This is a genomic window from Acinetobacter sp. MYb10 (genome assembly GCF_002980175.2).
GTDB classification, from domain to species: domain Bacteria; phylum Pseudomonadota; class Gammaproteobacteria; order Pseudomonadales; family Moraxellaceae; genus Acinetobacter; species Acinetobacter guillouiae.
The window spans coordinates 3903058-3926094 of record NZ_CP058272.1; the positions used below are offsets into that span (position 1 = coordinate 3903058).

At 36.4% G+C, this 23037-nt stretch carries 21 protein-coding genes; 14 read left to right on the forward strand and 7 right to left on the reverse strand.

All coding sequences use genetic code 11. The features are described 5' to 3' along the window. Positions 1–59 precede the first annotated feature (59 nt). Together CQZ96_RS18300 and CQZ96_RS18305 are read left to right on the forward strand one after the other, a co-directional pair. Complete coding sequence (locus CQZ96_RS18300) at positions 60–1406, forward strand: MFS transporter (protein WP_105713437.1); 1347 nt, start codon at positions 60–62, stop codon at positions 1404–1406. 87 nt (positions 1407–1493) lie between these two features. Beyond that, complete coding sequence (locus CQZ96_RS18305; protein WP_105713438.1) at positions 1494–2756, forward strand: OprD family outer membrane porin; 1263 nt, start codon at positions 1494–1496, stop codon at positions 2754–2756. Between the two features lie 56 nt (positions 2757–2812). On the opposite strand, the gene CQZ96_RS18310 is transcribed toward CQZ96_RS18305, so the two are convergent. Further along, positions 2813–3700 carry a LysR family transcriptional regulator gene (locus tag CQZ96_RS18310; RefSeq protein WP_105713439.1) on the reverse strand — a complete coding sequence of 296 codons (888 nt, stop codon included), beginning with the start codon at positions 3698–3700 and terminating at the stop codon, positions 2813–2815. A 704-nt stretch (positions 3701–4404) separates the two neighbouring features. On the opposite strand from CQZ96_RS18310, the gene CQZ96_RS18315 reads away from it, so the two are divergent. Then, positions 4405–4866 carry a hypothetical protein gene (locus CQZ96_RS18315; RefSeq protein WP_105713440.1) on the forward strand — a complete coding sequence of 154 codons (462 nt, stop codon included), beginning with the start codon at positions 4405–4407 and terminating at the stop codon, positions 4864–4866. 238 nt (positions 4867–5104) lie between these two features. Beyond that, entirely contained in the window at positions 5105–5674 is a 570-nt protein-coding gene (locus CQZ96_RS18320; protein ID WP_105713441.1) for a hypothetical protein, read from the forward strand. Between the two features lie 662 nt (positions 5675–6336). Here the strand turns inward: CQZ96_RS18320 and CQZ96_RS18330 are convergent. Continuing rightward, complete coding sequence (locus CQZ96_RS18330) at positions 6337–6804, reverse strand: hypothetical protein (RefSeq protein WP_105713442.1); 468 nt, start codon at positions 6802–6804, stop codon at positions 6337–6339. 446 nt (positions 6805–7250) lie between these two features. On the opposite strand from CQZ96_RS18330, the gene CQZ96_RS18335 reads away from it, so the two are divergent. Both CQZ96_RS18335 and CQZ96_RS18340 read left to right on the forward strand, forming a co-directional pair. Then, on the forward strand, positions 7251–7832 hold the full coding sequence (locus tag CQZ96_RS18335) for a DUF4189 domain-containing protein (RefSeq protein ID WP_105713443.1): 582 nt from the start codon (positions 7251–7253) through the stop codon (positions 7830–7832). Between the two features lie 570 nt (positions 7833–8402). Then, positions 8403–8846, forward strand: a complete 444-nt coding sequence (locus tag CQZ96_RS18340; protein ID WP_105713444.1) for a hypothetical protein — start codon at positions 8403–8405, stop codon at positions 8844–8846. A 127-nt stretch (positions 8847–8973) separates the two neighbouring features. Here CQZ96_RS18340 and CQZ96_RS18345 read toward each other — a convergent pair whose 3' ends face one another. Further along, complete coding sequence (locus CQZ96_RS18345; protein ID WP_056513369.1) at positions 8974–9312, reverse strand: hypothetical protein; 339 nt, start codon at positions 9310–9312, stop codon at positions 8974–8976. A gap of 187 nt (positions 9313–9499) precedes the next feature. Here CQZ96_RS18345 and CQZ96_RS18350 point away from each other — a divergent pair, with 187 nt between their 5' ends. Continuing rightward, entirely contained in the window at positions 9500–10261 is a 762-nt protein-coding gene (locus tag CQZ96_RS18350; RefSeq protein ID WP_105713445.1) for a DUF4882 family protein, read from the forward strand. Positions 10262–10539: 278 nt separating this feature from the next. On the opposite strand, the gene CQZ96_RS18355 is transcribed toward CQZ96_RS18350, so the two are convergent. The 4 genes from CQZ96_RS18355 to paaZ all read right to left on the reverse strand — a co-directional run bounded on the left by CQZ96_RS18355 (position 10540) and on the right by paaZ (position 17470). Then, entirely contained in the window at positions 10540–11772 is a 1233-nt protein-coding gene (locus CQZ96_RS18355) for a hypothetical protein (protein WP_105713446.1), read from the reverse strand. A gap of 215 nt (positions 11773–11987) precedes the next feature. Further along, on the reverse strand, positions 11988–13229 hold the full coding sequence (locus tag CQZ96_RS18360) for an OprD family outer membrane porin (RefSeq protein ID WP_105713447.1): 1242 nt from the start codon (positions 13227–13229) through the stop codon (positions 11988–11990). A gap of 20 nt (positions 13230–13249) precedes the next feature. Continuing rightward, positions 13250–14626 (reverse strand): MFS transporter, encoded by a 1377-nt coding sequence (locus tag CQZ96_RS18365; protein WP_096734980.1) that lies wholly within the window; start codon positions 14624–14626, stop codon positions 13250–13252. A 774-nt stretch (positions 14627–15400) separates the two neighbouring features. Next, on the reverse strand, positions 15401–17470 hold the full coding sequence (gene paaZ / locus CQZ96_RS18370; RefSeq protein ID WP_228722813.1) for a phenylacetic acid degradation bifunctional protein PaaZ: 2070 nt from the start codon (positions 17468–17470) through the stop codon (positions 15401–15403). Between the two features lie 304 nt (positions 17471–17774). Here paaZ and paaA point away from each other — a divergent pair, with 304 nt between their 5' ends. Genes paaA through paaG form a run of 7 tightly spaced genes read left to right on the forward strand, consistent with a single transcriptional unit; the run spans position 17775 to position 23036 of the window. Next, positions 17775–18716: a 1,2-phenylacetyl-CoA epoxidase subunit PaaA gene (gene paaA, locus CQZ96_RS18375; RefSeq protein WP_105713449.1), complete on the forward strand. Its 942-nt coding sequence runs from the start codon at positions 17775–17777 to the stop codon at positions 18714–18716. 36 nt (positions 18717–18752) lie between these two features. Then, a complete protein-coding gene (paaB, locus tag CQZ96_RS18380; protein WP_004717766.1) occupies positions 18753–19043 on the forward strand; it encodes a 1,2-phenylacetyl-CoA epoxidase subunit PaaB in 291 nt (96 codons plus the stop codon). Positions 19044–19054: 11 nt separating this feature from the next. After that, positions 19055–19810 carry a 1,2-phenylacetyl-CoA epoxidase subunit PaaC gene (gene paaC / locus CQZ96_RS18385; RefSeq protein ID WP_105713450.1) on the forward strand — a complete coding sequence of 252 codons (756 nt, stop codon included), beginning with the start codon at positions 19055–19057 and terminating at the stop codon, positions 19808–19810. A 28-nt stretch (positions 19811–19838) separates the two neighbouring features. Next, a complete protein-coding gene (gene paaD, locus CQZ96_RS18390) occupies positions 19839–20339 on the forward strand; it encodes a 1,2-phenylacetyl-CoA epoxidase subunit PaaD (protein WP_105713451.1) in 501 nt (166 codons plus the stop codon). Between the two features lie 51 nt (positions 20340–20390). Beyond that, the gene (locus tag CQZ96_RS18395; protein WP_105713452.1) at positions 20391–21449 is read left to right on the forward strand and encodes a 2Fe-2S iron-sulfur cluster-binding protein; all 1059 of its coding nucleotides are present in this window, start codon (positions 20391–20393) and stop codon (positions 21447–21449) included. Positions 21450–21474: 25 nt separating this feature from the next. Next, complete coding sequence (locus CQZ96_RS18400; RefSeq protein ID WP_105713453.1) at positions 21475–22245, forward strand: enoyl-CoA hydratase-related protein; 771 nt, start codon at positions 21475–21477, stop codon at positions 22243–22245. Then, entirely contained in the window at positions 22245–23036 is a 792-nt protein-coding gene (gene paaG / locus CQZ96_RS18405) for a 2-(1,2-epoxy-1,2-dihydrophenyl)acetyl-CoA isomerase PaaG (RefSeq protein ID WP_004717756.1), read from the forward strand. The genes CQZ96_RS18400 and paaG overlap by 1 nt, the downstream gene beginning before the upstream one ends. Position 23037: the final 1 nt, after the last annotated feature.

The following is a 23037-nucleotide window of genomic DNA, read 5'->3' on the forward strand; positions in this document are numbered from 1 at the left end:
GCTCAAGCCAATAACAATGATTGTTATTGGCATTTTTAATGCAGTAAAAGGATTTTATGATGAAAATAATACTAGATATACAGCAAGCCGTTGATACTAGAAAATTATCTCTGCAGCAGTGGATAATATTTATACTTTGTTTTTTAGTGATTTTAGCAGATGGGATTGATACGGGGGTAGTCGGGTTTATCGCTCCTGCATTGTTAGATGATTGGGGGATCACTAAAAATGATCTACCCCCAGTGATGAGTGTTGCCTTAATAGGAATGGCGATTGGAGCAATATTTGCAGGAATATTAGCAGATAAGATTGGACGAAAATGGGTCATTATCGGTTCTGCATTTATTTTTGGTGTTTTAACAATCCTGACAGGTACTTCAAATAATACGACTGAAATGGTGATATATCGATTCCTAACGGGATTAGGGCTTGGTGCTGCAATGCCAAATGCTGCAACACTGGTATCTGAATATATGCCAGCGCATCGCCGTGCATGGATGGTGAATTTATTATTTTGTGCACTACCACTTGGTATTACGATCGGTGGTGTTTTATCAGCAGGACTTCTATCAAATCATGGTTGGAAAATGGTCCTCTATATAGGCGGAGCTATCCCTGTAGTGGTTGCCGTTGTATCAGTTTTTCTTTTAAAAGAATCGCTACATTTTTTGATTAAAAAACAAGGACAAGTCGAAGCATTAGAAATTGTAAAAAATATACAGGGTAAATTTATCGATGCACAGTTAGTTCCTGTTAAAAGCCTAGATGCTGATTCAACTGAAAAAAATACCAATCCCGTGGGGCTTGTCGTCGGCAAGTTTATTGTACCCTCTGCAATGATGTGGCTCTGCTGCTTTATGAGTTTATTGGTATTTTATGTGCTTACAAGCTGGATGCCCACGCTTCTTAAGGAATCAGGATTTACACCAGAACAGTTTAGTTTAGTCACAGCAGTTTTCCCATTTGGTGGCGTTGCAGGAACAATCCTCATTGGTTGGTTTATGAGTAAATATGACGTGAATAAAACCATCACTTTTGCATATTTTATATCAGCCGTATTATTCGTCATAACAGGATTTCTTACACAAAATATTTATTTACTCGCATTGTTTATTTTCTTAGCAGGCGCTGGTTTGGTTGGCGCACAATCCTCATTGCCATCTTTAGCTGCGATATTTTATCCTGCAGAATGCCGTGGAGTTGGTGTTTCATGGATGCACGGATTAGGCCGTTTTGGTGCTATTTTCGGGGCATTTTTTGGCGCTTATATTTTCACATTTAATCTCGGTATGAGCGGCATTTTCTTCGTACTTGCAGTGCCTATTTTAATTTCGGCGCTAGCGCTTTATTTAAAAGGGCGTTATTCAACTTCTAAAGTGACAATTCCTCAAACTTCAAAAGTTTAAATAAAAAACAATAACGACTACCTCAATTATTTTTAGGTAGTCAGGATTTTTACACCTTAAAGATTTAAGTAAAAATAGGTACATATCATGAAGAATATATTTTTTCTTGGATTAGTCGGCCTCACGACTACGCTGCCCACAATTACAAATGCTGAATTTATCAAAGATCGTAAAATATCGTTAACGACAAAAAATTATTACTTTGATAGAGATTACATAAATAATGTTCCATATCCTGCAGCAAGAGATTGGGCTCAAGGTTTTATCCTAAATGCTAAATCTGGATATACCAGTGGAAATGTAGGATTTGGTTTGGATGTTCTTGCTTTAGCAGGTTTTAATCTTATGGGAAATAACAAAGATTATGCTGCTTCAGGTTTATTGCCTGTAGATAGAAACAATGAGCGTCCTGATCAGACAGGAGAGTTGCGCTGGACCCTGAAAACCAAGGTAAGTGATTCGACAGTTCATATCGGGACACTTTCGCCGATGTTCCCAGTAATTTTTTCAAGTCCCGCGCGGTTATTCCAACAGAATTACCGCGGTGCACACTTGCAGTTTAATCAAGTAAAAGATCTTAAGCTTCATGGATTATATGTCGATCGAGTCAATCATAGGGACTCAACGAACTATGAAAAAATTCGTATAGGAAATATCAATGGGCGATTTAAAACAGCTGCTGAGTCTTCAGGCTTATATATGCTTGGTGCTGAATATCAATTTAGTGAAGGCTTTAAAGCAGATCTATATCACGCAAATTTGCATGATGTATATTCTCAAAATTTTATTGGTGTCAAAACTAAACATGATGTCGGAATCGGTCATGTTCTTGGCGATTTTAGAGCGTTTCTCAGTGAAGATGCGGGAAAAGAATTAGCAGGGAAAATAGACAATCAACATTTAAGTGGGATTGTAGGTTTAAATATTCATACTCATACCTTGAGTTTAGGATATATGCACTCTTTAGGCGATACCGCAATGCCAACATTAGGTCATGCTGAACCCGCAGTATTTATGGATAGTATAAGTGCTGATTTCACCAATCAAAATGAAAAAGTTATCAGTGTTCGATATGATTATGATTTTAAAGATACTGCTTTAAGTGGCTTAAAATTTATGGCGAGATATAGTCATGGAACTGATATTGAAATTCCTCGGTTAAAGGGGGAGTTATTTGAAGAAGACTCTTACGATTTTGATCTAAATTATCGCATACCTCGTGGAATCCTCAAGGGTGTTGGTATCCGTGCTCGCTATACGCGTTATCGTAATGATTTACCTAATGAGAGAATCGTATTCAGACCCGCCAATGAGACGAGGGTCAATGTTGATTACACGTGGAAATTTTAAAGCATAAAATAAATGGAATGTTATCGGTGGATTAGCTTATAACATTCCAAGAAAATTCAGTAATTAATATTGTCTTTGGTAAAGTTAATAAAATCTTTGACAACAGCTCTCTTTTTTAATTTTGAATACACCATGTAAAGTGATAATTCAGATGAATGATTGTCTTTAAAACACTCAATTAATACACCATCTTCTAATTCTTGTTTCACCTCGTGATATAAACGATATCCGATACCAAATCCTTGAATCATCCATTGGTGTGTAACTTCAGCATTATTACTCTTTAAATAAGGGTGTACATGAACTTCAAATATTTCGTCATTTATGCTGTATTTCCAATCTTGATATATGTGACGATTTCTTATTAGGCAAATGCAGCGATGATTGAGTAAGTCTAAGGGATGTGTAGGGTAGCCAAATTTATTAAAATATTTGGGTGAAGCACAGAATATACGTCTAGTGTCGAGTAAAACTTCTGAATTGTAGATTACATTATTGGGTTGTTCTAGTTGAAAAAGGATATCGAGTTCATTTTCCACAAGATCCATTTTCGAGTCAGAAAGAATGAGTTCGATTTCTAGATTTGGATGCGGTACGCTGAATTTTGCTACTAGATCACCTAACTTACTACGCCCAAGATAATTTAAGCTACCAATACGTAATTTACCTGCAAAAGAATTCACATTTTGAGAAACTTCGTCATGAACTTGTTTCATTAAAGATGATATGTAAATACTACGATCTAATAATAATTTACCAGCCTCTGTTAAATCAAATTGTCTAGCAGATCTGTTAATAAGCCTCTTACCATAAAAATATTCAAGTTTTGCTAACTTTCTACTTACTGTTGGTAGGGGAATATCCATTTCAATGGAAGCACGCGTCATTGATTTTGATGAGGCTAATGTTATAAAGAAATCTAAATCACTAATTTCATCTTGCATAATTTGCTTTCCGTAGCATAAATCAATTTAATTTTTGCATAGCACACGTCTGCCCTAAATATAATCGATGCTTTTTAAAATTAAATTTGAAGTGTTTGATGAGTTGTTAACTTTTTATTTTTTTCAAAAATCCCATTTTCATTAAAATTTAAAAATAACGATTTGACTTGCAATGGTCATTATAACAGTAGTTAGGATGAGTATGAGGAAAATTAATATTTTGAAAAATATAAATTTAATTTAGAAACTGTAAATAAAGTTGAATAAAAAAGTGTTATGGCTAAATATGTCATAGAAAAATATAATATTAAATATAGAAACCTATTTGTCTTGGTATTTTTAGGTTCAAAGTTAATTATTTTAGCCAATCACAAGTCGAATGTAACTTTGAAAGTTTATGCACTTTTCCAGCCAAAACTCCATATCAACAGATTCATGGAAAATTTACCTTCTATACAATTGTTTTTTGACTATTATTCTTGAGAAATTCAATTTTTCGCTGAGGATCATTTGAAAGCATGATGGCTTCAAACTATCTTACTAACTCAGTATTTTCTAAAAAATCCTGGTCTCGAATGTTTCCTAAAATCACGAAGAGATGTAAGCAATAATATAATTACAAGTACAATTTGAAAATCACGCACATTACAAATAAGGTATGATACGTAGCGATGACTTTCACTATTTTGAGTTGAGTATACTTGATGAAAAAAATATTAATGTTGCTGATCAGTCCTGTAATTGCTGGTTCTGTGTATAGCGCTGAAGATTGGTCGAAAAAGCCTCAATCCTATGTATTTTTACAAAATGAAGAACCTCAATATGGGAATAACAATAGTGAACATGTTGATTTTTTTGAGTTGTCAAAGCAACAAGAGCAAGATCGTATCGCTCAACGTGAGGTAAATGTCGCAAAAATGTATGAAAGTCGGGCAAATACTTCTAATATGAGTCCATTTGAAAGATCTCAATATCTTCTGAAAAATAACGATACTTATGCTTTGAATGCACATGAAAATGAACAGCAGTTAAAATCATTGCAAAAGGCACGCAATAGAGGGGTAATTTCAGAGCGCGATTATCAACAGAAAATGATTAAGCAAAATCAGATGCCTTTAGAACAGAAAAATAATCAACTTAAATATTCAATCCCTGTAGGGGAGTGATGATGAACATCTTTAAAAGTGATTGGTGTTGAACGGGTTTTCTAATGAGTTATGCTTTTAAAGATTAATAATTGGAAAGCTAGTGCCACTTTTTATTTAGTCTCTACAAGTGAATAATAGTTGGGATCTTGTTGGGCAGAATCTAATTAAAAACTAAACCTTCTTTGGAGTGTTTGGTTTTTTAATTAATTATTAGTAACTTATATAAACTTTAAAGTAGATCAAGCTTAATAAAATTATGAATATATTTAAGTTGGCGCGTAGAATTTCACTTGTTGTAGCTGGCCTTGCAATTATTTATGCAATTTATTATGCGACAACGTATAAACCATACTTAATGGTTAGTTACTCCATTTCAGATCCATTATCTAAGCCGATAAAAATAAAAAATGAAGAATTATGTCCTGAAAAAGGTGAATATGTAAATTTTATCAGATCAACAAAGCTAGGTGCCCCTTATATAGTCTATATTTGCTTATTACCAATAGCGTTTGGAGAAGATCAGCAATTGTTGATTCCTTATAAGGTTGATAGTGACAATACGATATATGGGGCAGAAAACTTCAGTGCTGAAGTTCACAACTATAAAAAGAAAGTTGAGGACAGTTTTGTTTTATCTAAAACAGAAAATGCTTCTATTGAAAGAGATACTTCTCATTTGTATTGGAAAAATTGGATAAAAGTTCTTTTATTTCTAATTTTTAGCTTACTTGTATTCCGTAGACTCATATGGTTCATAGGGCTGATTGTTAGGCGAAAAATGGAAATTCCAAGTGGAATGGATAAAAAACCAATGTGCGATATTTAGATTAAATTTTACAAAAACATTTAACCAAGTGGTTTTTATTGGGTGTAATTTGTGAGAAATGAAAATTTGAATATTATAAAATTTAGCTATCACATAGGTAGTTTAGAAATGGAACATAGTGAATCTCAGTTATCATGATTTCTTCACTAGGCAGCTTAATCAAACCGCCCAACTTATTGGGGGCAGGTCATAAGATGCTTTTTGCTTGATTTTGCATAGCCCTCAGAGTAGGGGGCTACTTAAAATTTAGAGAAAGTGATGGTTCACTGGATGCTTACGGCTTTACTGAATTAAACCAATAATTATGCATGGCTTGTAAAAATTCTGGTTGTACAGAATATCCAGATGCATCACCAAAAATTTCATCATAATCAAACTCATTAAACAATGGAAACACCCCAGCTTTCGCTATCTAACAATTCATCTCTATGATGTGAACTGTATTTATGTGCATTGATTACTTGATTCAATGAAATATCGTTATTATTTTACATTATTAATTTTTCTTAAATCACTGACAGCTCCTCACAAGGAATGTGCTATCGGAAGATTGCAACTGAGTTAGAAGTATTCAAGTTGATTGTTGCTATGTGGATACAATTTCCAGTTGAGCCTAAATCAGATATAAGCTCATTTGAAATTATGGGCTTTAAGCTACGCTATCACTTCTTTTTATCACAACCGATCACTATGGCATCGGTGATGATGTTCTTTTTATCGGTGTACAGGGTGATATTGCAAAAGTAATCGATAACAGTCCGATTTTCTGTATATCCAGTCTTCCGATATACAGGTTCGCTACCAACTGGCATTTGGCCAACCACGCCACCGCCACCGATTCCAACCATGGTCGTCTTTTGGCCAATATACTTAACACCTGTCTGCACGAAAACTTTTTCTGGTGTTACATGAGTTTGCACTCGATTCCACCCATAGAAGCCACCACTACCATACGACGATGGACCTAGACCATGATCAGGTTTGCCAAATATTTTAAATGCATTATCGGCTGGTTGCCCTACTAGTTTTTGTGCAGCCACTTCGACTTCATTGGGTTTGGTGGCCAAGGTGGCGCAAGCGCTGATACTAAGCACCATGAGGGTGACACAACTATATTTGAATAAAGGCATGGAAAAGACTCCTAAAATAATCAATGTTATACGTACAGAGCAGAGCGAGATATTAATTCATCATAATTTATTATTTGGTATATATTTCACACGATTATATCGCATAACTATTGATAGTCAAAAGCCCATTCTCACTAAAATAATTTGGTGTTAACTTTCCTCTGCTCATAGTCCATTGATGATCTTTTTAGAAGGCGCGATCCTCGTATTGAGCGCTGTTTTGAATAAACGTTATTATATTGGGTTTGTTAATCAATATATTGATTTAATTAAAAATATTATATAGATCTCAAGTTGTGATGAGCACGATCATCAGAATAAAAATAAGTAATGCCAATTCAAAATTTGAGTTTAGCGATGAATTATTTTAAGATTTAGAACAACTAAAAGTTAATTTATAAATGATAGATATTTCACAAAATAATTTACGGCATGGATGAAAAATTATGGCTAAATACAATAGACCGCAGATCATACAATTTTTTATATCGTTAGTTTCTCTTACTCTATTTTCTTTAACGATGTCAGGTGTTGCGTATGCTGAGGGGAATTGTCCTCCAGACTATTATCCTGTCGGTGGTCAAGGTGTACAAGGCTGTGCGCCTATTCCGAATTATGGAAGCAGTGGGGGATATTCAGCTCCAAGCTATCGGACACCAAGCACAGAAGGTTATGTTGCTTCGGGTACAAATGGTGTAATCGGTGTGGCTACTGCAAAAATTTTCCGTGGAAAGTTAGAAGAGAAAGCATTACAAGCTTGCGAAAAAAAGGGTGGGACTGATTGCAGAATTTGGTTTACTTATGATGACAACCATTGTGCGACTGTAGGTCAAGCGGAAGGAACAAATAGGTTGTATAAAGCACGAACAACGGCGGGTGAAGTAAGCGATGTTGTTCCAATGTTAGTCCCAGGAAGTAGAAAAGCTTTAGGACGGAAAAAAGTTTTAGAGGCGTGTCGTTATGATGGCTTTCCTGAGACTCAATGCAAAATTATTTATGAAGATTGCCGTAGGCTTAATCTTCCATAAGCGTTTTATTTTGCGATTAAAATATGAAATACAAAGCTTGGGAAGACGTTTACGGAGTCGAGCTGAAGCGAGTTTTTAAGACAAATAAAACTACCTTCGGGTGGTTTTTGTTTAATGGATGATTCTAGCTTGGTACTAGAAATACGTGCTATTTCTTATAAGCATCATTTTGTTAATGGAGGAAGTTTTGAGCTAGGGTGATCAAATTTTGTATAGTTTCTTTCTTATACTTTAATATCAATGTAATGGGCAGAGGACTTATGCTACAAACATTAGAGTGGACTTTACCTGATTCTGTCTATGACCCATATGATTATGAATTAAATAAAGATACAGATTTTAAAAATTGAATCCTGAGCAACAGGCTAATATTGTAGCTGATTATTTTGGATGAATTGAAGGATATAATCAGATTAATTTCAGTTTAGCTTGGCGAAATCATATAGCTGATAATTCACAGTATATAAGACAGGTAATGCAACCGATTATAAGTAATCCTTCAGGATATACACTGGTTTCTAATTCTACTCCGACTCCATTAATTCCTTTAATTTACTGAATTATCATCTCATGAAAAATATTAATTTATTAAGTGTTTTTTTTATATCAATAATATTAATTGGTTGTAAAGAGAAACGTGTAGCTGATTTCCAATATGAAATATTAGAAGATAAGAGCATTTGTTCATTAAAACCCCAAGAAATTTATGATTCTAATGAGTTTTCAATGTTTGACACATCATTTAAAAATGAAAGTGGAAGTTTCAATGATGAATTATCAAAGAAAATATATGCACAAAGTTTAGAAAATTTGTCTAATAAAGATAGTAAGTATATTTTTTGCTTTTCAAAAGATATGCTTATGTCAAATTATTTAGAGACTCAGATCCGTATTGAGTTAAAAAAAGGAAAATCCTTTAGACAATATGAATTTATAAATTACTTCTGTCTAAGTAAAAAAAATTCAATTATGAATTTCAATAGTCGGGATAAGAGTATACAAGAATGCCAATAATTCTGATTTCTGTAAAATTATCATAATATAGGTGACTTGAAATCTTACTTTCAACATCTATATCTTAGCCAAAGCAGTTCTAGAATTCGGCATGATGGAATAGTTTTACCGAGTAAGTCTTAAGTTTTTAAAAGTGGACTTTGATCTGTTTATCTGCCGTTCTGCATCGTATTTTTTGCTGTTCTATAGGTAAACCAATGAGTTCATCATAAGCATTCATTACCTGTTCATCTGTAGGGTCAATCTGTTCACGGGAAACCTTACATTTCTTTTGATTTTTTAAAAACAAAGCACTTAAGCTTTTTCCGTAAGTTGAATTTTCATCTTTATCACAAAGACTACTAAGAGCAACTAAACGAGCAAATTTTAATTGTTGAACTTGGATTTGACATGATGATTTGGATTTTGGTAACTCAGCCCAAGTTCCACCACTAATTAAGAGGGTGAGAAGTAGGAATTTTTTCATTTTTTGATCCTTTATTTTGTTTATTCAATGATAGATTTTTTATTGGAAATAACAAGATTGAGCTACTAGGAAATTAGAAAACTTATTTTTATTTTTTATTGAATAGTTAGTAAATTTTTATCGGATTTATTTCATATAACTCATTTTCTGTTCTATATTTTATTTTCAAAATAACTAGGAATGTATAATGAAAAAATTAACAATAGCACTAGCAACTGGATTGATGAGTATGAGTGGGTGGAGTGCTTGTACTTATAATTTTGATGCGACACAAGCTCAAATATCTGCAGTTTTCTCAGGATTTCAGAAATTCCCCAGTATAGTTGGACAAAAGACATCATTTACAACAGCTGTCACTCCAGAGAACTCTCAACAGATGTATATTGCAGCAAATGGTAATGCAATTTCAGGTCAAAGTAATGGTAGTGCTGTTCCACAGAGTGGAATCTTCGCTTATGAATACAAGATTAAAGTGCCAACAACCTTGCTTCCTAATAATGAACAGATATTTATGTATCCTAATTATGCTGATGCTTATTACGATAATGGAAAAGGTCAAATAGTAGCTCTATATGCAAATCATTTACTCGGTAGTACCACTCCAAATAAAGTCACAATTGGCGTGGGGAGTACTGTTGATGGTGCAACAGGTATGATTGAGCTGCCTTTGACAAGTACAACTGATGGATATCAAAAAATTGGTATATATGTAAACCAAGATACAAAGCAGGTTGGTGTCATTTATAATGGCGTTAATAAGGGTTATGTTTCAACAAATCCAAGTAAGATTAATAGCTTAGCTTTTACAAATGGAATGGCTTACTATGGAACAGATTCGACTTCACCTAATATTGGAAAGGTCCATTCAGTAGAACTTATTACTGATAAAAATCAATTCCAATTTACTTATCCAACAGGTACGAAAGACATTTGTGGAAATGTAATTTAAACCTTAATATTTATTTAACCTTCTATTACTGAAAATTCTCTCTAGTCCGTTTATAGTTTTTTGAATTTTGTTTAAAAGAATTTCTTTAACCGATATCAATTAATGGCAAGAGGTTTTTTAATAGCTTTTCAAATCCATTTTCTTTAAGTACATCGATAATCCCCTTAAAATTTAATGTATTTAAAATAGAGAGGAGATAAGAGTTGAAAAATACTCTTATCTCTGACATCTTCTAAAGAAAGACACTTCTAACATTGAGATTATGTAAATCTTCAATATTAGTGAATGTTTGTCCTAATTGTACCTGTAACTTTGATACCGTTAAGCAATGTGCCATTTAACTTGATATATGTACCATCTTTTGAGATCTCCACATTGTTACATTCATTTAAAGTACATGAATAGCCATTGATATCTATTTTTATAGGATTTTGTCCCTGAACAAAGATCTGACCAGACCCTGATGTTGATGTAATAAAATAAGTCAGTTCTTTATTCGATAATTCATACGCATAAACTCGTTTAGTGTCAATTTTGCCAACGTTAGGAATATCAATTTTAGCATAACTACCAACTAAAGTGATTTCACCTGAAACTATTTTCGTCCCTGCTTCAGAGCTAAAATAGATATCATTCAATTTAATATTGACTCGATCATTAGCTAATGTCTTCAAGCTAGCCATAGTCGAAGTAGAAAAATCTCCATCTGTTCCGTAATACTCACTTATTAATCCTGATGATTTTCCAGTAAGTAAGTATAGACTTTCACCATTAGTGAATTGGATGACGAGTTGGCTATCTCGCATAAAAGCTCTGAAAATATCGAGCTGTTTACCGTTGACTATAATATTTCCAGTATGTGTTTTGTCAAAATCAGAAAAGACCAGTGGTTTACTGGTTATATTGCCTTTAACTGTTCCATTCACTGCCACCTGATATTTTACTTCCTCGCTTCCAAATGGAGCGGTTGCAGATTTTTGATAATATGAATTCTCAAATTGTTGTTTATTGAACAAGATTGTTGAGTCTCCTGTGCGATCATCATAAATCACACGAATACCATCACAAGCTGTAGGTGATAACTTATTGCTATAACAAGAAAGTGTTGAATCCGCTGTATCAATTCGAGCATTAATCACTTTGTCAGACAAACGATCATAGTTAACAATCACAACTTTATTTGTATCAAATGTATAATAAAAAGAAAGCTTTGAAGCATCATAACTTTTTACACTGTAGCTTGGGTTAATCACGCTTTTTGTTGTTAGATTCGTCGGACTCAGCTGAACTGTTGTGCCAGTATTCTTTTCATTAAATGTGCTGAGATTTTGTTCAATCGAAGTCGTATAAGTAACGACAGGATTTGATGATGCCGTAGGTGTTTCATTGGTATTTGTAACTTGAGGGACTGATTGATTTGTAGTTGAATTTCCACCACCGCCTCCGCATGCAAAAAGGGTCAATGTGGACACAAAAAATAGGCTGCGAGAAAATAGTCTAAGAGAAGCCATTTGAGATACTACCCATAATAAAATATTGTTGTAATGTAAAACTCTTCGATTTTCATAAATGAAAAACGAGTTTCAGTGATTTTAAACAATTAGGCCTAGTCAGACAATATGGCCATATATTAAGCGACAGTCAGTTGAGATAAACGTTTTTTCCTCACATCCATGCTTGATGAAATTCATCAGGCATGGATTGACGCTATTTCGAGACGAGATGATTAGAATTTATATTGATAATTGATAAAGAAACGATTTTCTGTAAAATCACTCCCATAATCTTGCTGGTAACGTGTAAATAAGTGCTGTAAAGACAGTCCTTTTAGCGCAGGTTGCTGAAAATTATAAGTCGTCAGAACATCAAGTTCGGACTCTTTATTTTTATCACCATTACTCATTTTAATATCTCGCCCAACCGCATATTTTGCAATGCTGTTTAAACCGAGGATGTAATCTTTAAAGTCATAACCATAAACAAAATGCCATGATTTTTCATTTTCTTTAAAAAAGCCGGTGACATTCCAGTTAATAAAATAAAGCTCAGGTAAAAAACCATCAGGCAAAGGGTAGGCGTCCCCAATAATTCGTTGATAACCGACACCTAAAGTGTGATTGTTCAGTTTCAATGTTTCCAACAAACCTACATTTTGGCTATCGATGTCTAAAGCATTACTATTATCTTGCGAATTAAAATATCGTAATTTTGAATGCAAGGCGATATTGTCAGCAATTGGGTATCGATGCTCCACGCCTAAATAGTGTTTATCATATAAATTTTCTAAATGCCCATAGTAATAATTGATATTAAAATCTTTATTCACATCATAAGATAAATTCAGGTAATCCAATCCATCTGAATAATGTTTTATACCTTTCTGCGTATAAGAAAATTTATAAAAATCCTCCTCATTGCGAGGAGAGTTTTTCGACACATGACCAAGTTCGACTTTAAGTTTTTCCTGAATTGGAAATTTTAAGTTCACACCTTGATAAGTCGTTAAAAGCTGACGGCTTGTGTCGATTGCGGTCATGGGTAAATTGAGCCATAACTCACCCACTCTTAATTCTGCCTGATCATATTTAAGTTTAAGTGTACCCCCATATTTTAAATAGTCTGCTGCTTGTTCTTGTTTGACTGGGTCAAAAGGCAATACGGTATCATTGACATGTTTGTCATTGCTTAGACGTACTGCATATTGCATTGAACCATCAACTCCAATTTGTAGGGGATGTTCTAAAATTTCAATGGGTGTGTCATAAAATTGTGAGTGATAAAATAATGATACGCCTTGTGACCAACTCCCCGAATCTTTGACATTTTCTTGGTCAAAATTGCGATCAATATAGGCATTTTTTAAAGTTAATTTCCATTCATCTTTGGCTAGTGTTAGTTGTGTAAAAGCACAAGTATTGATGAATATGAGCGTAGTAAAAATCTTTGTAAATGGTGTATTGAATAACATAAGGCATCCTTGACTTAAGTTTATTTCCAGATGAAAGGTGATTTTTTCTGGGTTTCTTCAGCATCAGGTTCTAAAGCAATACCTGTACGGTCTTTAAAAATACAAATCGCTAAAAAAGCAATCACGGACATCACGGTTAAATATGCACTGACTAAATAAATACCGTTTACTTTGCCGATTAATGCTGCTGCAATTAATGGCGCGAACGCACCGCCAATGATTGAACCAATCGCATAAGTGATGGATATACCTGAAAAGCGAATAGAAGCAGGGAAGAGTTCAGAATAAAAGACAGCTTGTACACCATAGGTGATTCCAATACCCATTGATAACAAGGCTAGACCTGACATGATGTAGCTATAGTTGCCTGTACTGATCAGTGGGAAAAGTACCAGAGCGGTAATGATTTGAATCAATGAACCGAAAATATAAACTGGTTTACGTCCAAATTTATCTGAAAGCACTGCAGATAACCAAGTAAAGAAGGTCCAAATAACGGCAGAAATACTGATCAATGTTAAAATGATAGGACGCTCTAAATTCAGACCATTTGGATTGGTGGTAAAGCTTTGAATAAAGCCACCAGCAGTCATGTAGCCCAGCGCAGTTGTACCAGCTATCAATAATGCTGAGCTAAAAATGACTTTTTTATACTGTCCAAAAAGTTCACGGATCGGTTTCTGTGTGGTGCCTTTCTGTTTTAATTCCTCAAAAATAGGGCTTTCTTCAACAGAACGGCGAATCCAGTAGCCTAAAGCAAAGAGGAAAATACTGCATATAAATGGAATTCTCCAACCCCATGCTAAAAACTCTTCTCCTGGTGAAACATAGCCAGTCATGATCACTAAAACCAGTGATGCCAGTAATAAACCAAGTGGAACACCGAGTTGTGGGAATGAGCTAAATAATCCACGTTTGTGGGTTGGTGCATGTTCAACGGCCATCAATACAGCGCCGCCCCATTCACCGCCTGCGGAAATTCCTTGTAAAATACGCAGTAAAATTAAAATGATAGGCGCAATGATACCCACGCTGTCGTAAGTGGGTAATAAGCCAATCAGAGTTGTGGTTCCACCCATCATGATTAACGTAGCGGCTAGAACGGTTTTACGTCCAAACTTATCGCCAAAATAACCTGCGATAAATGCGCCAAAAGGCCGAAAAATAAAACTAATACCTACAGATGCAAAAACCAACAGGGTGGCAAAGGCCGGACCTGCGGGTTTAAAAAACAGTTGATTAAAAACTAAGCCTGCTACAGCGGCATAAATAAAATAGTCATACCACTCTATTGTGGTCCCAACAATCGTTGCTATCGCAATTTTGCGAGTACGTGATGCCGATGAAGTGGGAAGTGCAAGCGTCGAGCCGTGCAATTCTGCTTGAGAGTTTTCCATAGCTTTTCCTTTTTGTATTTCACTTATGCTTCAATCTATTCTTGGTTTTTTGATTGAAACAAAATCCTTGTCGTATTGACTCATCATGAATCAATCGAATAATTATGCTTGAATATTTTTTAAATGGATACACTATTTTTAAAATAAAATAAAAATGGTATCTTTTTAATTTAAATTGGTAATGTTTTGAATTTTAAATAATGATATTAAAATATTTTAAATCAAATGATTATAATTTTTATCGATGTATTGGTTTTAATTTTTATTTGTAATTCGATACTAAAATTAATTAAATTATAATTTTTTGGTATCTTTTAATGTCTTTTATTAAGTCTTTTGCAACAGGAAAACCCAAATAAACTGATTTGGGTAAATATGATTTTGCAGACGAAGTTGAATCAGGTTTTGTATAAACCCTTATAAGTTATAACTTCACTCAGTCATCCAATCGATTAAGCTGTAATGTGTACTGTCGTGTTATCAATCAACGTTGTATCCGTGTGAGCAATCACCTCATCTAAAGTTATTTTGGTCGCGTGTTTAATTCCATGAATTTCATCTTTATTTAGGCAAATACATCATCACGACCAACAATGTGATTTATTAATGCCGAGATCGCTAACTGAAATTGCATCTGTTCAGTATTTATTCTGAGATAATTTATTCTAGGATATGTTTGAAAAACTCTCCTAAATTGCTACAAAATGACTGAGGCTAACTTTGGAAATTTAGGAGAGCTTATTCAATAAAAATTATTTTTAAACAAACGCTTAATTAGTCGCGATTGACTAAGGTTAAAATATCGTAAGTGGCAACTAGTTCATATCGTTGGTTTTTTACTTTAATGTCCCAAACAACAACGCCGTGGGCTTTTTGGCTTGGGTCTTGTAAAGGCTTCGGGGTTTTTTGTTTACAGGTTAATTCGACTTGAATGGTATCTCCGATTTTAACAGGCTCTACAAAACGTAAATTGTCCATCCCATAGTTTGCAATCACTGGACCTGGTGCTGCATCTACAAATAACCCCGCAGCGGCGGATACGATAAAATAGCCATGCGCAACACGATCACCAAATATTGAGTCAGCCGCAGCAATTTTGTCCATATGTGCATAGAAGTGATCGCCACTTAAGCCAGCAAAATTGACAATATCAGCTTCTGTCACAGTGCGGCGAGCAGTCAATAGGCGTTCACCGATACGTAATTCATCAAATGATTTTTTAAAGGGATGAACTCGATCTTCAAAAACCTCTGAACCAATGGTCCAACTATGACCAATTTGTGTCATGGCTTTGGGTGAACCTTGGATTGCTGTGCGTTGCATATAATGTTTTACCGCACGTAAACCACCTAATTCCTCACCACCACCAGCACGACCTGGACCGCCATGAACTAAGTAAGGAAGAGGCGAACCATGACCTGTACTTTCTTTGGCATTTTCACTATCTAGGATATGTACACGACCATGCCAAGGTGCAATTTTGGCAATGATCTGCTCTACATTTTCATCCGCATTGCGCACCACAGAAGCAACTAAACTACCTTCTCCTCGTGCAACTAAATCAGCCAGCTCTTGAAGGTTTGCATAAGGCATTAAAGTAACAACTGGACCAAAAGCTTCTATTTGATGAATGGTCGTGGCTTGGCTTGGATTTTTACAGACTAAAACAGTCGGTGGATAAAATGCACCTTGTTCAGGATTTTCAGCTTGAATGGTGAAATCTTGACGGAGGTGGCTACCAAATACAATTTCAGCCTCTTGATTGAGTTGCTCTACTTTTTCTGCCACATCATGTTTTTGTTTTACACTGGCTAATGCCCCCATGGTGACATTTTCACGTTCAGGGTTGCCCACGACCACATTTTTTAATTTTGCGATTAACCGTGTTTGTACTGTTTCAAGTAGTTCTACGGGAACAAAAGCACGACGGATTGCAGTACATTTTTGCCCGGCTTTTGTGGTCATTTCACGGAAAACTTCTCGTACAAATAGATCGATTGTTTCCGTAGATGTGTGTTGAGTCAAAATAGCACTATTGACAGAATCTGCTTCCATGGTAAATGGAATTGAATAATGATTTAAATGCGGCGTTGTGCGTAATTTTTGCCCAGTGGATGCAGAACCAGTAAACGTCACTGTGTCTTGAGGGTTTAAATATTCAAATAAATCATAAGTTTGACCACAGATAAGCTGTAATGCACCTTCTGCTAAGATGCCGCTAGCCAAAATGTCTTTGACAACAGCGTGGGTCAATTCTGCGCCTTCCGTGGCCGGTTTAACGATACATGGCACACCTGCCAATAATGTAGGGGCAATTTTTTCTAACATTCCCCAAATTGGAAAATTAAAAGCATCAATATGCACAGCGACACCAGCCTTTGGGCTAAGAATATGCTTTGCACCAAAGGTACCGTTTTTAGACAGCGGAATCCAAGCATCTTCAACCAAGGCGGTTTCATCGCTGAGTTCACGACGAACTAAACTTGAATAGGCGAATAAAGTTCCGATCCCACCCTCGATATCAATCCAAGCATCTTTACGGGTACAACCTGTTGCTTTGGCAAGTTCATAATAGCTTTCTTTGCGTTCCAGCAAATATTGAGCGACTTGTTTTAATGCATTGGCACGTTGATGGAAAGTCAGTGATGCAAGTGCAGCACCTTTTTGTTTTGCATAATCAACAATGGCTTGCGTGTCGATTCCTTGACTACTCACTTGATAAATGGCTTCACCTGTTATCGCATGATAGACAGTACGGAAGTCTTGTTGAGCGAAATATTCTTGTCCATAAACCAAAGAGCTTAATGTTTTAATCGCAGGCTGCGTGGTTGATTTTGTGGTCATTTCATCGGGTTCCGTATGGGGTATTGCCGTATTTAAATCAAGCATTACTCAAACTCCTTTTGTGATACGTTTTAGATGGTTTTCTATTTTTAATGACTCATAATTTGTCTTTTAAATTTTAGAATGTCAAATTTTTTTAGCTAAATATTGTGATATTAAAAATATAATAAAAATAATTTTAATTAAAACAATTGTTTGCAAAAGTAAATTTTAAAATAATTATGATACATAAAAATATGTATTGATTTTTTATTTGTATCGTTTTAATTTAAATGGCATAACACTTGGGATAAGTGAGGACACAATGAATAATCATCAAAAAGATTTCGATCAATCTCTCGAAAAGGATATTTCGATTGAGCCTAAAGATTGGATGCCAGATGCATATCGTAAAACTTTAATTCGTCAGATTGGACAACATGCACACTCAGAAGTTGTGGGAATGTTACCTGAGGGCAATTGGATCACGCGTGCACCAAGCTTAAAACGTAAAGCTGTTTTACTTGCTAAAGTTCAAGATGAAGCAGGGCATGCATTGTATTTATATAGTGCGGCTGAAACCTTGGGTGCCGATCGTGATGACATGATGGATAAACTCATTGCTGGGCAGATGAAGTATTCATCAATTTTTAATTATCCAACCTTAACTTGGGCCGATGTTGCTGCCATTGGCTGGTTGGTTGATGGTGCGGCAATTGTCAATCAAGTTGCGTTATGTCGTACCTCTTATGGTCCCTATGCACGTGCCATGGTGCGTGTATGTAAAGAAGAAAGTTTCCATCAACGCCAAGGCTTTGAAGCCATGATGCAGTTGGCAAATGGGACACCTGAGCAAAAACAATTGGCACAAGATGCAGTGAATCGTTTTTGGTGGCCTGCACAAATGATGTTTGGTCCGAGTGATGACAATTCTCCAAACAGCGCGCAAAGCATGCAATGGAAAATTAAACTCTTTAGTAATGATGCACTCCGTCAAAAATTTGTGGATAACACGGTACCGCAAGTTTTACAGCTTGGTTTGACTGTGCCAGATCCTGACTTACGTTTTAATGAAGCAACAGGACATTACCGGTCTGGTGAAATTAATTGGGACGAATTTTTTGACATTCTTGCAGGTAAAGGCCCATGTAATCACGAACGTATCGAAGCACGCCGTAAAGCGTGGGAAGGTGGCAAATGGGTACGTGATACTGCTGTGGTCTATGCACAAAAAAAGCAACAACAAGCTGCTGCCAAAGTTGCTTAGTTCAGCGTTTTAGTCAAATTTAATAAGGATTTTATGATGGACAATAAAAATAACTGGTCGCTATTTGAAGTTTTTGTACGAAGTAAACAAGGTTTAAGCCATCGTCATGTGGGTAGTTTACGTGCACCAGATGCAGAAATTGCACTCCAAAATGCCCGTGATGTTTATACCCGTCGCAATGAAGGGATCAGTATTTGGGTGGTGAAATCTGAATGGATTACTTCATCTCAACCCGATGAAAAAAATGAATTTTTTGATCCAGCATTAGACAAGGTATATCGTCATCCGACGTTTTACCATATTCCAGACGGCATTGAGCATATGTAAGGGGGACGAAGATGAGTCATTCAGTATTTGCACAGTTCCTATTGCATTTGGGTGATAGCCAACTGATTTTATCGCATCGTTTGGCCGAATGGTGTGGTCATGCGCCTGAGCTAGAGCTGGATATTGCATTAGCCAATATTGGTTTGGATTTGCTAGGTCAAGCCAGAACATTGTTAAGTCTTGCCGGTGAAGAGGAAGGCTTAGGTCGTGACGAAGATCAATTGGCATTTTTCCGTAACGAACGTGAATATCGCAATTTATTGTTATGTGAACAACCCAATGGTGACTTTGCACAAACCATGGTACGCCAGTGGTTAATGGATCATTATCATCATTTGTTATTTGCTGCATTAAGCCATAGCCAACACAAAGCGTTAGCTGCATTTGCGCTGAAATCATTACGTGAAGTGAAATATCACTTACGTTTTTCTACTGCTTGGATGGAACGTTTAAGTTTAGGGACGAGCGAAGCACATGCAAAAACCCAATTAGGTTTAAACGAATTGTGGCGGTTTAGCAAAGAATTATTTGTCTTAACCACCAAAGAACAGGGCTTGGTATCAGAAGGCTTAATTCCAAATATTGAACCTTTAAAAGCGCAATGGCTGGATGTCGTAACAGTTGAACTGCAACGTTTTGAGCTTAGTTTACCTGAAACAGGGGCTTATCGTAGTGGTGCAAAACAAGGCCTGCATACCGAACATTTAGGTTTCGTTTTGGCTGAATTGCAATATATGCAACGTACTTATCCCAATATGAGTTGGTAAGTTCAGCTTTTCACAAGGAGTGAAGCACATGAATTTAATTCGACAATTTAGCGATGATTGCTGGGATATTTTACAACAGATTTCTGATCCTGAAATTCCGGTGTTATCGGTTGTGGATTTAGGCATGATTCGTGGGGTGGAGTTGAATCAGGACAATAATATTGTGGTTCGACTTACACCCACCTATAGCGGTTGCCCTGCAACAGACGTGCTGAAAGATGAAATCGTACACGCGTTTACTGCAAAAGGTTTCACACCGATTCAAGTTGTGGTGGATTTATCTGAAGCTTGGACCACCGATTGGATGAGCCAAAATGGCAAAGACAAGCTGAAAAAATATGGTATCGCACCTCCAAAAGGCGAGGCACACAGTTGTGGTACGCATGTCGCCTTAACCGATGGGATTGAATGTCCGCATTGCCACAGCATACACAGCAAATTATTAAGCGAATTTAGTTCTACTGCATGTAAAGCCTTATATCAATGCCAAGACTGCTTAGAACCATTTGACTATTTCAAATGCATTTAAGTTGAACATTGTTCAACAGTTTGAAAAGTTAAAATGAAAGAGGATTTTCACATGAGTCAATTTGTACCATTAACCATAAAATCAATTACGCCCCAAACTGAGCAGGCGATTTGTATTGCGTTTGATCTTACCCCAGAACAGCAACAGCGCTTTCAGTATCAACCAGGGCAACATTTAACCATTCGCCATTTAACAGAAAGTGGTGAAATTCGTCGTTGTTATTCGATTTGTAGCGATGTTCAAGAAGATATGAGTATCGCGATTAAAAAAATTGATCAAGGTCAATTTTCAACTTGGGCAAATGACAATTTAAAAGCCGGTGATCAACTTGAAGTAATGCCTCCGCAAGGGATTTTTTTTCAAAAAGTTGCCAAAACTGGAGGAAAGAACTACTTAGGATTTGCCGCAGGCAGTGGAATTACCCCAATTTTATCCATTATAAAAACAGTGTTATTACAGCAACAAGCTGTCAGTTTTACTCTGATTTATGGCAATCGTACTTGGAAACAAACCATGTTTGCTGAGCAAATCATGGATTTAAAGGATCGTTTTAAAGAGCGTTTTCAATTGATCAATGTCTTCTCTCGTGAAATGAATGACAGTGCTTTGTTTAATGGTCGGATTGATGCTGAAAAACTGCAATTATTATTTAAAGCAAATCTGATTCATGCTGAATTTGATCATTGTTTTGCCTGTGGTCCCAATGAAATGATGGAGGCCGTCGAAACGGTTTTACCTGAATTTGGCATTGAACGCAGCAAAATTCATACTGAACGTTTTAATACCGGGGCTGTGAAAAAAGCCACAGCACAGCACATTGGCAATCGTAATGAAGAAAAAGTCAATATTGTGCTGGATGGGCGTGAGTTGATCATTGAAGTCGCCAAAGAAGATGACAGTATTCTAGATGCTGCATTACGTGCCGGTGCTGATTTACCTTATGCATGCAAAGGTGGCGTGTGCGCAACCTGTAAATGCAAAGTACTTGAAGGTAAGGTCGAGATGGCAATTAACTATAGTCTTGAACCTGAAGAACTTGCAAAAGGTTATGTACTCAGCTGTCAAGCATTGCCGACGACTCCAAATGTGCGTTTGAGTTTTGATGAATAAAACGGAATAACATTGGAGCAGAGAGATGGATTTCTTAAAAACCAGTTTAGTGAAAACAGGCGTCATGCTTATCGAGTTAAATCGCCCAGAAAAACATAATGCGCTAAATAATGCCACCTTAAAACAACTTGTGGATGTGCTGCAAGATTTAGAGCGGGACCAAAGTATTAAAACCGTTGTGATTACCGGTAATGAAACATGTTTTGCAGCGGGTGCTGATCTAACAGAATTGGCAGCCCTTGATGTGGTGACAATCCAGCAAGATCAACGTCCGTTACTATGGAAACACATTGATGAGTTTTCAAAACCAATCATTATGGCGATCAATGGCTTTGCCTTTGGTGCAGGCTTTGAGCTCGCCTTGCATGGCGATATTGTGCTGACTGGTGAAAATGCACAATTTGCCTTACCCGAAATTGGTTTGGGTATGTTGCCTGGTGCAGGTGGTACGCAGCGTTTAGCACGTTTGGTCGGACAGCAATTGGCCATGCGTTGGGCAATGACAGGGGAACGTATTTCTGCAGCGCTTGCATTGCAACATGGCATTAGTAGCCAAATTTGCCCAAGCGCACTGACGGTGCAATATGCAATTGAACTGGCTGAAAAAATTGCCAAACAAGCGCCATTGGCAATCCATGTCATTAAACAATCGTTGAAATCCATCCATGAAGTAACTTTAAGCCAAGGCTTGAAGCAAGAACGTCAGCATTTTGTCTGGCTTACGGCAACTCAAGACCGTAAGGAAGGTATTGATGCATTTTTTGAAAAAAGAAAACCAGAATTTAGAGGTGTGTGATGGATTACCAAACCATAATTGTTGAAGAAAAAAATGCAGTCGGTTATTTAACTTTTAATCGCCCAAAGCAACTGAATAGTTTTAATGAAACGATGCATCATGAAGTATCACAAACATTAAAGGCCTGGGCCAAAGATTCAAATATTCGCGCGGTGGTGATTTCAGCCGAAGGTCGTGGTTTTTGTGCCGGGCAGGATTTAGCTGATCGAGTGGTTGATCCCAATGCAGACGCACCTGATTTGGGGGTATCGATTGAAAAATATTACAACCCATTAATCAAACTGATTACAGAAATGCAGAAACCCGTGATTTGTGCAGTAAATGGTGTGGCGGCTGGAGCAGGTGCAAATATTGCCTTGGCTTGTGACATTGTTCTTGCCGCAAAATCTGCATCATTTATTCAAGCCTTTTGTCGCTTAGGATTGGTGCCTGACTCAGGAGGCACTTGGTTTTTACCCCGTTTGGTTGGACGCGCGCAGGCAATGGGTTTGGCAATGCTGGGCGATAAAATTTCTGCTGAAAAGGCAGAGCAACTGGGCATGATTTGGCAAAGTGTTGCAGATGAACAACTCAAAGCTGAAGCGGAAAAATTGGCTAAGCATTTGGCAACACAACCCACCTATGGCTTGTCTTTAATTAAAAAAGCAATCCATGCTGCTGCTGACAATAGCCTAGATGATCAATTGATTTTAGAGCGTGACTTACAGCGTTTAGCAGGTCGTTCCAGCGATTATAAAGAAGGCGTACAAGCATTTATGCAAAAGCGTAGCCCTGAATTTAAAGGATGCTAAT

Coding starts and splice junctions, on each gene's coding strand:
- CQZ96_RS18300 (WP_105713437.1), top strand. CDS start 60: ATGAAAATAATACTAGATATACAGCAAGCCGTTGATACTAGAAAATTA.
- CQZ96_RS18305 (WP_105713438.1), top strand. CDS start 1,494: ATGAAGAATATATTTTTTCTTGGATTAGTCGGCCTCACGACTACGCTG.
- CQZ96_RS18310 (WP_105713439.1), bottom strand. CDS start 3,700: ATGCAAGATGAAATTAGTGATTTAGATTTCTTTATAACATTAGCCTCA.
- CQZ96_RS18315 (WP_105713440.1), top strand. CDS start 4,405: ATGAAAAAAATATTAATGTTGCTGATCAGTCCTGTAATTGCTGGTTCT.
- CQZ96_RS18320 (WP_105713441.1), top strand. CDS start 5,105: ATGAATATATTTAAGTTGGCGCGTAGAATTTCACTTGTTGTAGCTGGC.
- CQZ96_RS18330 (WP_105713442.1), bottom strand. CDS start 6,804: ATGCCTTTATTCAAATATAGTTGTGTCACCCTCATGGTGCTTAGTATC.
- CQZ96_RS18335 (WP_105713443.1), top strand. CDS start 7,251: ATGGCTAAATACAATAGACCGCAGATCATACAATTTTTTATATCGTTA.
- CQZ96_RS18340 (WP_105713444.1), top strand. CDS start 8,403: ATGAAAAATATTAATTTATTAAGTGTTTTTTTTATATCAATAATATTA.
- CQZ96_RS18345 (WP_056513369.1), bottom strand. CDS start 9,312: ATGAAAAAATTCCTACTTCTCACCCTCTTAATTAGTGGTGGAACTTGG.
- CQZ96_RS18350 (WP_105713445.1), top strand. CDS start 9,500: ATGAAAAAATTAACAATAGCACTAGCAACTGGATTGATGAGTATGAGT.
- CQZ96_RS18355 (WP_105713446.1), bottom strand. CDS start 11,772: ATGGCTTCTCTTAGACTATTTTCTCGCAGCCTATTTTTTGTGTCCACA.
- CQZ96_RS18360 (WP_105713447.1), bottom strand. CDS start 13,229: ATGTTATTCAATACACCATTTACAAAGATTTTTACTACGCTCATATTC.
- CQZ96_RS18365 (WP_096734980.1), bottom strand. CDS start 14,626: ATGGAAAACTCTCAAGCAGAATTGCACGGCTCGACGCTTGCACTTCCC.
- paaZ (WP_228722813.1), bottom strand. CDS start 17,470: ATGACCACAAAATCAACCACGCAGCCTGCGATTAAAACATTAAGCTCT.
- paaA (WP_105713449.1), top strand. CDS start 17,775: ATGAATAATCATCAAAAAGATTTCGATCAATCTCTCGAAAAGGATATT.
- paaB (WP_004717766.1), top strand. CDS start 18,753: ATGGACAATAAAAATAACTGGTCGCTATTTGAAGTTTTTGTACGAAGT.
- paaC (WP_105713450.1), top strand. CDS start 19,055: ATGAGTCATTCAGTATTTGCACAGTTCCTATTGCATTTGGGTGATAGC.
- paaD (WP_105713451.1), top strand. CDS start 19,839: ATGAATTTAATTCGACAATTTAGCGATGATTGCTGGGATATTTTACAA.
- CQZ96_RS18395 (WP_105713452.1), top strand. CDS start 20,391: ATGAGTCAATTTGTACCATTAACCATAAAATCAATTACGCCCCAAACT.
- CQZ96_RS18400 (WP_105713453.1), top strand. CDS start 21,475: ATGGATTTCTTAAAAACCAGTTTAGTGAAAACAGGCGTCATGCTTATC.
- paaG (WP_004717756.1), top strand. CDS start 22,245: ATGGATTACCAAACCATAATTGTTGAAGAAAAAAATGCAGTCGGTTAT.